Annotated in this window: 13 protein-coding genes; 8 read left to right on the forward strand and 5 right to left on the reverse strand. The window is 64.3% G+C overall.

Features of this window, described 5'->3' with window-relative positions:
* Nucleotides 1–128 precede the first annotated feature (128 nt).
* Complete coding sequence (locus QF118_RS01655; RefSeq protein ID WP_282300900.1) at nucleotides 129–776, forward strand: carbonic anhydrase; 648 nt, start codon at nucleotides 129–131, stop codon at nucleotides 774–776.
* 27 nt (nucleotides 777–803) lie between these two features.
* On the opposite strand, the gene QF118_RS01660 is transcribed toward QF118_RS01655, so the two are convergent.
* Nucleotides 804–1,139 carry a hypothetical protein gene (locus tag QF118_RS01660; RefSeq protein ID WP_282300901.1) on the reverse strand — a complete coding sequence of 112 codons (336 nt, stop codon included), beginning with the start codon at nucleotides 1,137–1,139 and terminating at the stop codon, nucleotides 804–806.
* Between the two features lie 122 nt (nucleotides 1,140–1,261).
* On the opposite strand from QF118_RS01660, the gene QF118_RS01665 reads away from it, so the two are divergent.
* Nucleotides 1,262–1,681: a hypothetical protein gene (locus QF118_RS01665; protein WP_282300902.1), complete on the forward strand. Its 420-nt coding sequence runs from the start codon at nucleotides 1,262–1,264 to the stop codon at nucleotides 1,679–1,681.
* An 8-nt stretch (nucleotides 1,682–1,689) separates the two neighbouring features.
* On the opposite strand, the gene QF118_RS01670 is transcribed toward QF118_RS01665, so the two are convergent.
* Together QF118_RS01670 and QF118_RS01675 are read right to left on the reverse strand one after the other, a co-directional pair.
* The gene (locus QF118_RS01670; RefSeq protein WP_282300903.1) at nucleotides 1,690–1,848 is read right to left on the reverse strand and encodes a hypothetical protein; all 159 of its coding nucleotides are present in this window, start codon (nucleotides 1,846–1,848) and stop codon (nucleotides 1,690–1,692) included.
* A gap of 690 nt (nucleotides 1,849–2,538) precedes the next feature.
* Entirely contained in the window at nucleotides 2,539–3,561 is a 1,023-nt protein-coding gene (locus tag QF118_RS01675) for an aspartate-semialdehyde dehydrogenase (protein ID WP_282300904.1), read from the reverse strand.
* A gap of 403 nt (nucleotides 3,562–3,964) precedes the next feature.
* Here QF118_RS01675 and QF118_RS01680 point away from each other — a divergent pair, with 403 nt between their 5' ends.
* Complete coding sequence (locus tag QF118_RS01680; RefSeq protein ID WP_282300905.1) at nucleotides 3,965–5,833, forward strand: nucleoside-diphosphate sugar epimerase/dehydratase; 1,869 nt, start codon at nucleotides 3,965–3,967, stop codon at nucleotides 5,831–5,833.
* Between the two features lie 18 nt (nucleotides 5,834–5,851).
* Here the strand turns inward: QF118_RS01680 and QF118_RS01685 are convergent, their stop codons facing one another.
* Nucleotides 5,852–6,694, reverse strand: a complete 843-nt coding sequence (locus QF118_RS01685) for an LOG family protein (RefSeq protein WP_282300906.1) — start codon at nucleotides 6,692–6,694, stop codon at nucleotides 5,852–5,854.
* Between the two features lie 69 nt (nucleotides 6,695–6,763).
* On the opposite strand from QF118_RS01685, the gene QF118_RS01690 reads away from it, so the two are divergent.
* From QF118_RS01690 to QF118_RS01710, 5 genes are all read left to right on the forward strand, one after another.
* Nucleotides 6,764–7,681 carry a threonine/serine dehydratase gene (locus tag QF118_RS01690; RefSeq protein ID WP_282300907.1) on the forward strand — a complete coding sequence of 306 codons (918 nt, stop codon included), beginning with the start codon at nucleotides 6,764–6,766 and terminating at the stop codon, nucleotides 7,679–7,681.
* Between the two features lie 196 nt (nucleotides 7,682–7,877).
* A complete protein-coding gene (locus tag QF118_RS01695; protein WP_282300908.1) occupies nucleotides 7,878–9,134 on the forward strand; it encodes an imelysin family protein in 1,257 nt (418 codons plus the stop codon).
* A 52-nt stretch (nucleotides 9,135–9,186) separates the two neighbouring features.
* Nucleotides 9,187–10,728, forward strand: a complete 1,542-nt coding sequence (locus QF118_RS01700; protein WP_282300909.1) for a di-heme oxidoreductase family protein — start codon at nucleotides 9,187–9,189, stop codon at nucleotides 10,726–10,728.
* A complete protein-coding gene (locus QF118_RS01705) occupies nucleotides 10,728–11,708 on the forward strand; it encodes an imelysin family protein (RefSeq protein ID WP_282300910.1) in 981 nt (326 codons plus the stop codon). Before QF118_RS01700 ends, QF118_RS01705 begins: the two co-directional genes overlap by 1 nt.
* A gap of 2 nt (nucleotides 11,709–11,710) precedes the next feature.
* Nucleotides 11,711–12,769: a DUF1513 domain-containing protein gene (locus QF118_RS01710; protein ID WP_282300911.1), complete on the forward strand. Its 1,059-nt coding sequence runs from the start codon at nucleotides 11,711–11,713 to the stop codon at nucleotides 12,767–12,769.
* Between the two features lie 96 nt (nucleotides 12,770–12,865).
* Here QF118_RS01710 and QF118_RS01715 read toward each other — a convergent pair whose 3' ends face one another.
* On the reverse strand, nucleotides 12,866–15,070 hold the full coding sequence (locus QF118_RS01715; RefSeq protein ID WP_282300912.1) for an NADP-dependent isocitrate dehydrogenase: 2,205 nt from the start codon (nucleotides 15,068–15,070) through the stop codon (nucleotides 12,866–12,868).
* Nucleotides 15,071–15,095 lie beyond the last annotated feature (25 nt).

Genomic DNA, 15,095 nt, shown 5'->3' on the forward strand with positions numbered 1-15,095 from the left:
CCACGGCATGACGCAACATGCGCAAAGGACCTTCCCAAATCGTTAGGCGCCCAGGTTCTTTTCCCTCGAATTCACTTTGAATTCCGCGTAATGGACGGCAAGTTCAACGAGAACACTTGGAGGACACCATGCACCCCGTACGCCCGCTTCCTGGATATCTGGTCCAGCGCTACCACGGTTGGAAAGCCACATCCTATTCAGAGAACCGTGCATGGTATCGCAGATTGGCCGACGAAGGGCAGCGCCCGCGCGCCATGGTCATCTCGTGCTGCGACTCGCGCGTGCATGTGACCTCGATCTTTGGGGCCGACCAGGGTGAGTTCTTTATCCACCGCAATATCGCCAACCTCGTGCCGCCCTACCAGCCCGACGGCAATCAGCACGGCACCAGTGCCGCCGTGGAATTCGCCGTCACCGCGCTGAAGGTGGCGCATGTAATCGTGCTGGGCCATTCGCAGTGCGGCGGCGTCAAGGGCTGTCTGGACATGTGCGAAGGGCGCGCCCCCGAGCTGGAGGAAAGCACATCCTTTGTCGGGCGCTGGATGGACATCCTTCGCCCCGGCTATGAACGGATCAAGGATACCGCCCCCGAACAGGCCACCCGCGCGCTTGAAAAAGAGGCGGTCGTGGTGTCGATCCAGAACCTGATGACCTTTCCCTTCGTGGAAAAGGCCGTGCAGAGCAACGAGATGACCCTACACGGATTGTGGACGGACATCGGCGAAGGCGGGCTGGAATACCTTGACCCCGCCACGGGCGACTTTCTGCCCGTCTGAACCCGGGAAAACCACGGCTCTCGGGGGTTAATGCAGTTCCCCCGCGTGCCCGTCGGCCGAGGCGCGCACTGCGGGCCTGCCGATCCGGGCGGCGATCTCGCGCAGCGGGATGCCAAGGCTGCTGCCAGTGCAAAGCCCCTGCCCCGCCTCGTCCAGGATCACCAGGTGACCTTCGCGAAAGGCGAGACCATAGCCTTTTTCTGACAGCTTGACCAAGATGTCCTGCCAGCTGGCAGCGGTTTCCAGGATCGGCCTCAGAAAAGCGCGCAACAGGACCAATGTTTCGCAGTCCCGTGGCGCAGGAAGCCCGCCTTGGGCGTCGGCGGCGGCCCGGCCAGCCGTGTCTTCGGATTGATAACGCATTGCTCAACTCCTTGCCTGTGCAGAAAGCATTCCAGCAGAAAACGGCAGAAATGCGGCCAATTTCCTAGGATTGCGCCTGATGTGGCAACGATGCCTTAACCAGTGTCAGGCAGGCTGGCGCGATGGGACACGACAAGGCCATCCACTTTCTTCCGGGCTGCCAGCCTTTCGACAGCGATCCACCGGGCGCGGGACTGGCCCCGGCGTTGGGCAGGGCGCCGCCGCCGGGTCGCGCGATTGGCACCCCAGCCAGACAAGGCGCGCATGGCGCATTGCGCCGTGAACTGCACGACGATTTCGCCCATGCCAAAAGCTGGCCTGAATTGCAGGGGCGACTGCTGCTTAAGGGGTACGTGCTGCGCATTGCCGGCGGTGGCCTTGCCCTGCATGCGCGCGCAAACGGGACGCGCCTTTGCCGGATCTCGGACCTGGGGCATCCATACAGCGCGCTGATCCGGCGGATCGGCCTGCCGTTTCCCGGGCACGCCCATCGCCGTATTGCCGAATACTTCCTTGGGAAAGCGGTCCGTCGATCGCCCTGAGCCTTGGCTCAGCAGGCCTGAGACGCGCCGCCAAGACCAACAAAGCCGCGCGATGCACGCCCGAACAGACGCGCCTGCAAGGGCCGCGACCGCCGAGGGCCTGCCTGCATGCGGGTCAGGGCGCGCAGGCGCCGGGCACGGGCCATTTCACTCAGATTGTCTGTCATTTCCGAACTCCTCGATCTGCCAATCGCCGTCTGTTGACCTGCCCTTCCGGGCGGGTCGCAGCGTTTCAACGATGCCCACCCTGCCCGGCAACTATGGCGCAAGAAGGACCGCAAGCGGACAGGCAAAAGGTGTTTTCTGGGTGACATGCCTGGGCCACGCAGGCCCGTGGCAAGGTCCGGATCGGCCCGCGCCGTCGCATCAGCATGACCAAAAGGAAGACGTCCGGTCGGCGCGGCGGTGCCAGAGAGAGCTGAGCAAGCACGCCGCGCCAGAGAGAGAGACGGAGAGAGAGAGATTTCAGGAAACGACGGCCCCGTACAGCGCAGCAAGGCGACGCAGGGCGCGGCTGATCCACCCAGTGCGGGGACGCGGTGAACGACGCCCGGGGGCAAGATCCCGCGCCGCCAGCGCCACGATTCTGCGACCACGCGCGATGTCGGCAAGATCGATCTGCAAGGGCAGGCTCCTGTTGGTTGAAACCGCCATTCTGGCCCGTGCCGCGGCTTCTGCCGCTTGATGACGCAACTGATACATCAGCCCCCGCATTCTGACCAGTTTCCGGACAGGTAAAATCTGCCGCAAATGGACAAACCCTCCTTGCCTTTCGAATGGGTCCCTTAAGAAAGCGGAAAGGACGACGCGGTGCCCCGCGCCGTCCCCTGTTGCATTTCAGCCAGGTCCTGGACCTGTCAGCCTTTCTTGAGGGCGCGCTGGCCCAGAAGCTCGGCAATCTGCACGGCGTTCAGCGCCGCGCCCTTGCGCAGGTTGTCGGACACGCACCACAGGTTCAGGCCGTTGTCGATGGTCGAATCCTGACGGATACGGCTGATGAAGGTGGCGAAATCGCCGACGCATTCCTTGGGCGTGACGTAGCCACCGTTCTCGCGCTTGTCGATCACCACGATGCCCGGCGCTTCGCGCAGGATATCGCGCGCTTCGTCTTCGTCCAAATGATCCTCGGTCTCGATGTTGATCGCTTCGGAGTGGCCGACAAAGACCGGCACGCGCACGCAGGTTGCGGTGACCTTGATCGACGGATCGACGATCTTCTTGGTTTCGGCAACCATCTTCCATTCTTCCTTGGTCGACCCGTCTTCCATGAAGACGTCGATATGCGGAATGACGTTAAAGGCGATTTCCTTGGTGAACTTCGAGGCCGGGACGTCCTTGATCGGGTTGTAGACCGCCTTGGTCTGTTCCCACAGCTCGTCCATGCCCTCTTTGCCCGCGCCCGAAACCGACTGGTAGGTCGACACGACGACGCGCTTGATCCGGGCGCGGTCATGCAGCGGCTTGAGCGCGACAACCATCTGCGCGGTCGAACAGTTCGGGTTCGCGATGATGTTCTTCTTGGTATAGCCCATGATCGCATCGCCGTTCACCTCGGGCACGATCAGCGGAACGTCCGGGTCGTAGCGGTACAGCGACGAGTTGTCGATCACCACGCAGCCGGATTTGGCGGCCTTGGGCGCGTATTCCTTGGTTGCTTCGGACCCGACGGCAAAAAGCGCCATGTCCCAACCGGTGAAATCAAAGGTGGCCAGATCCTTGGTCTTGAGGGTCTTGTCGCCGAAAGAGACTTCGGTCCCGATGGATTTGCGCGATGCCAGCGCGGCGATCTCGTCCACGGGGAACTCGCGCTCGGCGAGGATGTTCAGCATTTCGCGGCCCACGTTGCCCGTGGCGCCTACGACGACGACCCTATAGCCCATTTGGCCCTCCATTAGGTTCTGGTCTGCGCACGGACGTCGATGCCCGTACGACTGGCGCGCTCCTTACAGGGAAGCGACGTCAGGTGAAAGGGCGTGTTTCAACCTCTTTGCCACTGTGTTTTTCCGGTTCGGCCCGGCCTTGTGCGCGCCGATTTTTTCGACGCGTGGGAACAAAGCGGCAAAACTGGCGCAAAATTGATCAATTCCGGTGGAAATCCGCCCGTTTATGCAGGTGCAGAAAATCCGGACTTGCTTCATAATTGGGCGATCAATTAGAACAGTCGTGGAAGTTTCTGCTTCCCGCTTGGCGGGAGTCGCGCCAGGTGCGGACCCGTCTTACAAAAACAAGAACAAGGTGCGTCCGACCACCGAAAAGGTGGCGTCGCTGGGGACATTCGCGCAAATGTTTTACGAACTCGTCACGGCCCTGTCCCGCAAACAGAAGCAAGTCGTGTTCAGCGCCATCGACGCGGTCTTTATCCTGATCGCCTTTTTCCTTGCCCTTGCGCTTGAATCCTCGGTCGACGCCAACTGGGCCACGGCCAGCGCGAACCTGCCGCTGATTGCCGGGCTTGTGGTCGTCGGAACCGCCATTTCGTGGTGGCTGGGTCTGCCCACGATCAAGCTGGCGGCCTATGAAACACGCGGCATCGTGCGCACCGGCGGCTATGCCGGCCTTTTGGGGCTGGCCGGGATCGCCATGGATGCGGCGATGGGCGCACGCCTGCCTGTCCCCGTGTTCCTGATCTTTACCCTGCTTCTGGTGGTGCTGGCCGCCGCCTGGCGCATGGCGCTTTTGCAGGTGACGATCCAGATCTATCGCCGGGGCAAGACCCGGATGCGCGTGCTGATCTACGGCGCGGGCCAGACCGGTCAGCAGCTTGTCGCGGCGCTGCGTCAGGACAATTCGATTCACGCCGTCGCCTTTGTCGACGACAACCCGACGCTGCAAAGCTCGATGATTTCCGGCCTGCGCATCCATTCCCCTGCCCGGATCAAGGATCTGGTGGTCGAAAAGGACATCGACCGCGTTGTTCTGGCGATGCCCTCGATGCGCCCGCCGCAGCTGGCGCGAATCGCCCACCGGGTGCGCAGCATCGGCTGCGAGGTGCATGCACTGCCGTCCTTTGCCGAACTGATCGGCAAGGATGATCTGGAAAGCCGCGTCTCGCCGGTGTCGCTGGACGATCTTCTGGGCCGCAACCGGCTTGAAAACGAACTGCCCGGCGTCAGCCATGCCTATAGCGGTCGCCGCATCCTGGTGTCCGGGGCCGGCGGGTCGATCGGATCCGAGCTGTGCCGCCAGCTGATCGCCTGCAAACCAGATTGCATCGTGCTGGTCGAACATTCCGAACTGGCGCTATACAACATCGACAAGGAACTGCGCGATCTCAGCGCCGGCCTGAAGATCGTTCCGGTCCTCGGCTCGGTCCTGAACGAAAACCTGATGCGCGACGTCCTGCTTGCGCACAAGGTCGACGTCGTCCTGCATGCCGCCGCCTACAAGCACCTGCCGCTGGTGGAATGCAACCCGCTTGCCGGTCTCAAGAACAACGTGCTGGGCACCAAGGTGCTGGCCGATGTGTCGCGTGAAACCGGGGTGGAACGGTTCATCCTCGTGTCTTCGGACAAGGCGGTGCGCCCGACCAACGTCATGGGCGCGTCCAAGCGTCTGGCCGAACTGCTGGTACAGGATCTGGCGACGCGCAGCTCGGGTACCCGGTTTTCCATGGTGCGTTTCGGGAACGTCCTTGGGTCCAGCGGATCGGTGATCCCGCTGTTCGAGGAACAGATTGCCCGCGGCGGCCCCGTGACACTGACCCATGGCGAGGTCACGCGCTATTTCATGACCATTTCCGAAGCGGCGCGGCTGGTTCTTCTGGCCGGGTCCTTTGCCCGCGGCGGCGATGTCTTCGTGCTCGACATGGGCGACCCGGTGCCGATCGCCAAGCTGGCCCGCCAGATGATCGAAGGCGCTGGGTACACCGTGCGCGACGCGGAAAACCCGCATGGCGACATCGAAATCGCCGTGACGGGCCTGCGTCCGGGCGAAAAGCTGCACGAAGAGCTGTTGATTTCCCCTGACATGCTGACCACCCCGCACGCCAAGATCCTGCGCGCCCAAGAGGGGTATCTGTCGGAATTCGAAATCGCCACCGCGCTCAAGGACCTGCGCCACGCGGTGGAAACCCGCGACGAGGCCGCGGCGCGTGCCGTGATCTCGCGCTGGGTCGAACAGGGCGCAATGCCCGAGGCCGCCCAGAGCACCTGAGCGGCCGGGCCGGGGTTTTCAGCGCCCCGGAATGTCGTCGCGCGCCGGCGCCGGATCCCAGTTGGCAATGATCTCGTCCGCCTCTTCGGCGGTTTCGACAAAGCGGAACAGGTCCAGGTCTTCGGGGCTGATGGTGCCCGCTTCGGACAGCGCGTCCCAGTTGATGATGCCTTCCCAGAACTTGCGTCCGAACAGCAGGAAGGGCACCCGCTTCATCCGGCCGGTCTGGATCAGGGTCAGCGATTCGAACATCTCGTCCAGGGTGCCAAAACCGCCCGGGAACACGCAGATCGCCCGCGCCCGCATCAGGAAATGCATCTTGCGGATCGCAAAGTAGTGAAAGTTGAAGGACAATTCAGGCGTCACATAGGGGTTCGGCGCCTGTTCGTGCGGCAGCACGATGTTCAACCCGATGGAAACGCCGCCTTCTTCCTCGGCGCCCTGGTTGCCGGCCTCCATCACGCCGGGGCCGCCGCCGGTGCAGATCACATAGTCACGGTTCCCCGTCGCCTTGGAACGGCGTGTCATCAGCCGGGCAAAGCTGCGCGCCTCGTCGTAGAAATGCGACAGCTCGGCCAGAGTCTTTGTGCGGGCCGTGTCCTTGTTCGCGGGGGACGGAATGCGCGCGCCGCCAAACAGGACGATGGTTGAATCGATCTTGTGCTGGTCCAGCAGCATGTCGAACTTGAGCAGTTCCAGCTGAAGCCGGACCGGGCGCAGTTCATCCAGGCACATGAAATCTTCGTCCGCAAAGGCCAGCCGATAGCTGGGGGAACGGGTCTGCGGCGTGACCGGGACATGTTCGGCGGTATCGCGGTCCAGGTGGGCATCGCGGAAAGGGCTTCGGCGGTCTTCGGTCATTGTTCGGCGTCCTTGTTACTCATGCCCCACGACTATAGCCTTGGCGGACAAAGCGCCAGTGAGGGCAGGATGGACTGGAAATCAGAAATCGAAAGCGCCGCAGCGCGGATCAAAGGGCATGTGGTGCAAACCCCCGTCATGCGATCGGATGCCCTGTGGGACCGCGATATCGAGCTGAAGCTGGAACACCTTCAGCACACCGGCAGTTTCAAGGCGCGCGGGGCCTTCAACACGCTGACCGCGCTGGATGTTCCCGCGGGCGGCGTCGTTGCGGCCTCGGGCGGGAACCACGGGGCCGCGGTGGCCTTTGCCGCGAGCCGTCTGGGACACCGTGCGCGCATTTTCGTGCCCGAAATCGCCGGCCCCTCCAAGATCGCGCTGATCGAACGCACCGGGGCCGATCTGACGGTGGTTCCGGGCGAATATGCCGACGCGCTGGCGCTGGCCCAACGCTACGAGGCAGAACAGGGCGCGATGCAGGTGCATGCCTATGACGCGCCGCATACCGTTGCCGGACAGGGCACCGTGCTTCGCGAATGGGAGGCACAGGGCCTTGAGGCCGACACCCTGCTGATCGCCGTCGGCGGCGGCGGGCTGATCGCCGGGGCGCTGGCCTGGGCGCAGGGCGCGCGCAAGATCGTCGCCGTCGAACCCATGAGCTGCTGCGCCCTTGCCAAGGCACTTGAGGCTGGTGAACCGGTCGATGTTCCGGTGTCGGGCGTCGCGGCGAATGCGCTGGGGGCGCGGCGGATCGGGTCGATCTGTTTCGATTTGGCCCGGCAAAAGGAAACCAAGGTGGCACTGGTGCCCGATGGCGCCATCCTTCAGGCGCAGATGGCGCTGTGGCAAAGCCATCGGGTTTTGGTCGAACCGGCGGGCGCCTGCGCGCTGGCGGCCCTGCAATGGGGCGCCTATGTCCCAGACCCCGGCGAACGGGTGGCCGTACTGCTGTGCGGCGGCAATATCGCCCCGGACCCCCTGGGCTGACGACAGCACGGCAGCGCAACCATGGCGGCACCCCGGTGCCGCCTTTTTTGGGCCCACGCCCCTTGCCTTAGTATTTTTATCGGAATTGACACGTCTGACTGTTTTTGTCAGTTATTCAGCGACTCGCTTCGGATCGCAGGGCAAAGCGCGATTTGCCGCCGGATCGGGCGCTCTGGAACGAAAGGACAGGATGAGCATGACACGCATGATTTCAACGACGGCCCTACTGATAGGCATCGCGGCCCCGGCGCTGGCGGACAAGGCAGGTGTCCTTGAAACCTATTCCAACATTGCTCAGGCGACCTATGAGGACAGCCTGCTGAAAGCCCGCGACCTGAAAGGCGCCGTCGATGCGCTGTTGGCCAACCCCGGCCCCGAAACTCTGGGCGCTGCCCGGACCGCATGGCTGCAGGCCCGCGTTCCCTATCAGCAGTCCGAGGCATTCCGCTTTGGCAACCCCATCGTCGACGACTGGGAAGGCAAGGTAAACGCCTGGCCGCTGGACGAAGGGCTGATCGACTATGTCGACGCCTCTTATGGCGGGCCGAGCGATGAAAACGACTATGCCGCGCTGAACGTGGTGGCAACGCTGGTCTTTACCCTGTCCGGCCAAGAGGTGGACGCAACTCTGATCACCCCTGCCCTGCTGGCCGATACCCTGCACGAGGCCGACGCGGTCGAGGCCAATGTCGCCACCGGCTATCACGCCATCGAATTCCTGCTGTGGGGGCAGGATCTGAACGGCACGGCGCATGGCGCAGGCAACCGCCCCTGGACCGACTATGCCGAGGCAGAGGCCTGCACCAACGGCAATTGCGACCGCCGGGGCGCATACCTGTCCGCCGCGACCGATCTGCTGATTTCGGACCTGCAGTACATGACGGCGCAATGGGCGGCGGATGGCGCGGCGCGCGATGCGCTGATGGCAGACCCGGACGCCGGGATCGTCGCCATGCTGACCGGTATGGGATCGCTGTCCTACGGCGAACAGGCGGGCGAACGGATGAAGCTGGGCGTCATGCTGAACGACCCCGAGGAAGAACATGACTGTTTTTCCGACAACACCCACAACAGCCACTTTTACGACGGCATGGGCATCCGCAACGTCTATTTCGGCGAATATGTCCGCGCCGACGGCAGCACCGTGTCGGGTGAAAGCCTGTCTTCGCTGGTGGCCGAGGTCGCGCCCGAGGTCGACGCCGAACTGCGCGCCAACCTGAACCAGACGATGGTCGAACTGGGCCAGATCAAGGCCGCCGCCGAAGCCGGCTTTTCCTATGACCAGATGCTGGAACGCGGCAACAAGGCCGGAGAAGAGCTGATCCTGTCGGCAGTCGATGCGCTGGTCACCCAGACCCGGTCGATCGAACGCGCGGTCACGGCGCTTGGGCTGGACCAGATCGGCTTTGAAGGGTCGGACAGCCTCGACAATCCCAACGCCGTTTTCCAGTAAAGCCAGCTCCGGGGCGGTGTCGCGCGGCCCCGGACAACCAAAGGTCCCGCCGATGTACCGCAGCCTCTGCCTTTTTGCCGTTCTTGTCAGTTCCAGCGCAGGGGCCGCGCCGCCCGACCTGGCGGACCATCACCTGAACGTGCTGCCGCGCACACAGGCCGAAACGGCCCGGATTGATGCCGCCACGGCCCGCGCCACCGACTTCACGACGCCCGAAGCCTTCGAGGCCAATCAGGGCGGCGCCGCGACCGTCCGCGCCCGCAGCGATGCCGACGCCTTTTCGCAGTCCTCGGCCAATATCTCGTTCGAGGGTGAATTGAATTTCAAGCTGGGCAACGGGCTGTTCCGCAAGCTCTGGGTCTCGTCGCCGTCCTCCACTCTGGCCTCGGATGGGCTGGGGCCCTTGTTCAACGCGCGCTCGTGCCAGCGGTGCCACCTGAAGGACGGCCGCGGCCATCCCCCCGAGGCGTCCGATGACAGCCGCGTTTCCATGTTCCTGCGCCTGTCGGTTCCCGCCGCGCCGCAGGACGAAATGACCGAAATCGAACGCTACCTTGCGGCGCTGGATGGCCAGGTCGACCGCACCCGGCCCGACCCAATGCTGGGCGGCCAGCTTCAGGATCTGGCCCTGCCCGGTCATGCACCCGAAGGACAAATGCACATCGACTACGAGGAAATCGCAGTCGATCTGTCGGGCGGCGACACCGTATCCCTGCGCCGCCCGACCTATCGTGTCGCGGGGCCCGGCTATGGGGCCTTGCGGCACGATTTGCAGCTTAGCCCGCGTGTCGCGCCACCGATGATCGGGCTTGGCCTGATCGAGGCGATCCCGGCAAGCGACATCCTGCGCGCCGAAGACCCCGATGACACCGATGGCGATGGTATTTCCGGGCGCGCCCAGATCGTATGGTCGACCGAATTCGATCAGCCGATGTTGGGCCGCTTTGGCTGGAAGGCCGGAATGCCGACCGTTCGCGAACAATCCGCCGCCGCCTTTTCCGGCGATATCGGCATTTCCACCCCGCTGTTCCCCGCTGCCGCCGGCGATTGCACGCAGGGCCAGTCTGCCTGTCTGGACGCCCCGCACGGCGACGGCGATGCGCGCGGCACCGAGATCGACTCCGAAGGGCTGGATCTTGTGACCTTTTACAGCCGCAACCTTGCCGTTCCCGCCCGCCGGAATCCGGACGATCCGCAGGTGCTGCGCGGCAAGCAGGTGTTCTATGAAACCGGCTGCACCGCCTGTCACACGCCCAAATTCGTCACCCATCGGCTGGACGACGACAGCCCGCAAAGCTTTCAGCTGATCTGGCCTTACTCGGACCTGCTTCTGCACGACATGGGCGACGGTCTGGCCGATGATCGCCCCGAAGGCCGCGCCAACGGGCGCGAATGGCGCACCCCGCCGCTTTGGGGCATTGGCCTGACCCGTCAGGTGAACGGCCACGACTATTACCTGCACGACGGGCGGGCGCGGTCCCTGCTCGAGGCGATCCTGTGGCACGGCGGTGAAGCCGAGCCCGCCAAAGCCCGGGTGGTCCAGATGCCCCCGGCCGACCGCGCCGCCCTGATCGAATTCCTGGAGAGCCTGTGATGCGCGCCCTGATCCTGTCCTTGCTGATTACCCCGCCTGCCATGGCCGGGGTGCCCGAAACCGTCGCGCAGCACATCCTGCCCGGCGTGGCCGCCTTTGCCGAAGGCACCGAAGCGTTGCGGCAGGCCGCCGCCGACGATTGCCGGGCAACGGCGCTGCACCCCGCCTACCAGAAGGCTTTTGACGCCTGGATGGGCCTGGCGCATCTTCAGTTCGGTCCGCTGGAACAGGACGGGCGCAGCCTGACGATTGCCTTCTGGCCGGACACCCGTGGCCTGATCCCCAAAACCGTGTCCAACCTGGTCACAACCCGTGACGCGGCCGCGCTGGACCCCGACAGCTTTGCCGAGGTGTCCATCGCCGGGCGCGGGCTGTTCGCGCTGGAGCTGATGCTGTTCGACCCGACGCTGTCGGACTATGGCCCGCTCGATCACGGCTGTGTTCTGGTGCAGGCCATGACCGCCGATCTGGCGCGGACCGGGCAGGCCCTGCGCGGCGACTGGGACAGCTTTGCCAAGGTGTTGAACACCGCCGGGGCGCCCGGCAACACGACCTACCTAAGCCCGGACGAAGCGGCGCAAACGCTGTACACCGCCCTTCTAAGCGGCCTGGAGTTCACCGAAGACCAGCGGCTTGGCCGGCCGCTTGGCACGTTCGACCGCCCCCGCCCCACCCGCGCCGAAGCAAGGCGGTCGGGGCGGTCCCTGCGCAACGTGGTCCTGTCGCTGACCGCGCTGCACGATCTGGCCCGCCACCTGTCCGACCAGCCCATACCGCGTACGGATGCGGCCTTTGAAACGGCGCTGTCGCAGGCCAAGGATCTGGATGATGCGACTTTTGACGGGGTCAGCGATCCGGCTGCGCGGCTGAAGATCGAGGTGTTGCAGCAATCCATCGGCTTTGTCCGCGATGCCATTCAGGGCGAAATCGGCAGCGCCCTTGGCCTGACTGCCGGCTTCAATTCCCAGGACGGAGACTGACCATGCAGCGACGCCATTTTCTGGGGGCTCTTGTCGCCTCGGCCGCCATGCCGCGGCGTGTCTGGGCGGATGCCGGAAACCCCGCGTTCCTGGCCGCCGCAAAAGAGTCTGGTGGCGGCTTTGCCCTGTTCGGTCTGGATGCGGGCGGGCGCGATCTGTTCCGCATTCCGCTGCCTGCCCGCGGCCACGCCGCCGCAGCCCACCCCGAAGCCCCCGAGGCGGTGGCCTTTGCCCGCCGCCCCGGCACCTATGCGCTGGTGATCGACTGCGTCACAGGCACGGTCCTGCATCAGCTGCAAGCGCCAGAGGGGCGGCATTTCTACGGTCACGGCACGTTCATCGAGGGCGGCACCCTGCTGTGCACCACGGAAAACGACATTGCCACCGGGCAGGGCCGCATCGGGCTTTGGGCGCGCGACGCCGGATATCGCCGCATCGGCGAGATCGCATCCGGTGGGATCGGCCCGCACGACATCCTGCGTCTGACCGGCGATGTTCTGGCGGTGGCCAATGGCGGTATCCGCACCGATCCCGACCAGGGCCGCGACAAGCTGAACCTGGCCACCATGCAACCCAACCTGTCCTACGTCACCCGGGACGGCGTGCAAGAGCAGGTCGCGCTGGAGCCTGAACTGCGCCTGTGTTCAATCCGGCATCTGGCCACGGATGGTGAAACCGTCGCCTTTGCGATGCAATGGCAGGGCGACCTGCCCGACCCCGCGCCCCTGCTGGGCCTGCACAGACGCGGGCACCCCCCGGTTCTGGCCACCGCACCACTGGCCGAGCAGATGACCCTGCAGGGCTATGCCGGAAGCGTCGCGATGGCCGATGGCCTGGTGGCCATCACCTCGCCCCGGGGCGGGCGACTGCATCTGTTCGATACGCAGGCCGGCTTTGTCGCCAGCCACAGGCGCGCCGATCTGTGCGGTGTGGCCAGCGGTCCGGGCGGGCTGGTGGCCACCGACGGGTTGGGCGGCGTCTGGCGTGTCGGCAGCGACGGGTTGACCCCGCAACACCGGGCGGCCCGCGCCTGGGACAACCACCTGGTGCGGATCGGATGACCCTGCCCCGGGGCTGACCCGCCCCCAGAAATGGCAAAAGCCCTGCCGGTTGTGGAACCGGCAGGGCTTGGTTTTTTAGCGGTGCCCGATGGGCGATCAGCCGATGATGGCGTTCAGCGTCGCGCTGGGGCGCATCACGGTTGCGGTCTTGGCCGCATCACCGTGGAAGTAGCCACCCAGATCGACCGCCTTGCCCTGACCCGCGGCCAGCTCGCTGACAATCGCTGCCTCGCCTTCGGCAAGCGCCTTGGCGATGGGCGCGAAATGCGCGGCCAGATCGGCGTCGTCGGACTGTGCCGCCAGTGCCTCGGCCCAGTAGCGGGCGAACCAGTAGTGGCTGTCACGGTTGTCCGGCTCACCCACCTTGCGGCTGGGGCTGCGGTTGTTGTCCAGGATGCCCTGCGTTGCCGCATCGACAGCCTTGCCCAGCACGCGCGCCTTTTCGTTCCCCTTGGCATCGGCCAGGAACTGCAGGCTTTCACCCAGCGCACAGAATTCGCCAAGCGAGTCCCAGCGCAGGTGGTTTTCTTCCATCAGCTGCTGAACGTGCTTGGGGGCCGAACCGCCCGCGCCGGTTTCGAACAGACCGCCGCCGTTCATCAGCTTGACGATCGACAGCATCTTGGCGCTGGTCGCCAGTTCGAGGATCGGGAACAGGTCGGTCAGGTAATCGCGCAGCACGTTGCCGGTGATCGCGATCGAGTTTTCGCCCTTGCGGATGGTTTCCAGCGAGGCACGGGTCGCTTCGCGCGGCGCCATGATCTTGAACTTGTCCGCAACGCCCTTGGCTTCGAGGATCGGCTTGACGTATTTGATCAGCTCGGCGTCGTGGGCGCGGTTTGCGTCCAGCCAGAAGATCGCTTCGCAGCCTTCGGCCTTTTGACGGTCGATCGCCAGCTGCACCCAGTCTTCGATCGGCGCCTTGCGCGACGAAGCCGAACGCCAGATATCGCCTGCTTCGACGTCATGCGAATGCAGCACGGTGCCATCGTCGAGGATCATCTTGACGGTGCCTGCGGTCGGGATTTCAAAGGTCGTCGGGTGCGATCCGTATTCTTCGGCCTTTTGAGCCATCAGGCCGACGTTCTGCACGGTGCCGGCGGTGGCCGGGTCCAGCTTGCCGGTTTCCTTGAAGTAGTTGATCGTCTCGTCATAGACCGGCGCATAGGAATTGTCGGGGATCACGCAGTTGGTGTCCGCCTCTTTGCCATCCGGGCCCCAGCCCTTGCCGCCAGCGCGGATCAGCGCCGGCATCGACGCGTCGATGATCACGTCGGACGGCACGTGCAGGTTGGTGATGCCCTTGTCGGAATTCACCATGTACATCGGCGGACGCTCGGCCATGACCTTTTCGATCTCGGCCTTGATGTCGGCGTTGCCTTCGACGCGGGCCAGAAGATCGCCCAGACCCGAATTCGGGTTCACGCCCAGCTTGTCCATTTCGGCGCCGTACTTGTCGAACACCGGCGCAAGGAAGGCCTTGACCGCGTGGCCAAAGATGATCGGGTCGCTGACCTTCATCATCGTCGCCTTCATGTGCAGCGAGAAAAGCGTGCCTTCTTCCTTGGTCTTGGCGATCTCATCGGCGAGGAAAGCACCCAGCGCGCGGGCCGACATGAAGGTGGCGTCGACCACGGTGCCCGCGGGATAGCTGACGCCCTCTTTCAGGACGGTTTCGCCATCGGCGGTTTCCAGAACGATCCTGGCGGTGGCGGCCGATGCCAGCGTGGCGCTTTTCTCGTTCGAGAAAAAGTCGCCGCCGGACATGGATGCGACGCGCGTCTTGCTGTCCTTGGTCCATTCGCCCATGCGGTGCGGGTTGGCCTGGGCATAGGCCTTGACGGCCTTGGCGGCGCGGCGGTCGCTGTTGCCTTCGCGCAGGACCGGGTTCACGGCCGATCCCTTGATGCCGTCATACTTGGCACGCACGGCTTTTTCTTCGTCGGTCTTGGGCTCTTCGGGATAGTCGGGCAGCGCGTAGCCCTGCGACTGAAGTTCCTTGACCGCAGCAACCAGCTGCGGGACCGAGGCCGAGATGTTCGGCAGCTTGATCACGTTGGCCTCGGGCTGTTTGACCAGCTGGCCCAGTTCGGCCAGATCGTCCGACTGGCGCTGACCTTCGGTCAGGTACTCGGGGAAGGTGGCAAGGATGCGGCCCGCAAGGCTGATGTCCTTGGTGCCGACCGTCACGCCTGCGGCGCTGGCAAAGGACTGGATGATCGGCAGGAAGGACGCCGAGGCCAGTTCCGGCGCTTCGTCAACTTTGGTGTAGATAATATCGGGGGTTTTCTGATCAGGCATCTGTTCCAAACCTTTCATAAGCTAC

This window comes from Tropicibacter oceani, from assembly GCF_029958925.1.
In the GTDB taxonomy this organism is placed as follows: domain Bacteria; phylum Pseudomonadota; class Alphaproteobacteria; order Rhodobacterales; family Rhodobacteraceae; genus Pacificoceanicola; species Pacificoceanicola oceani.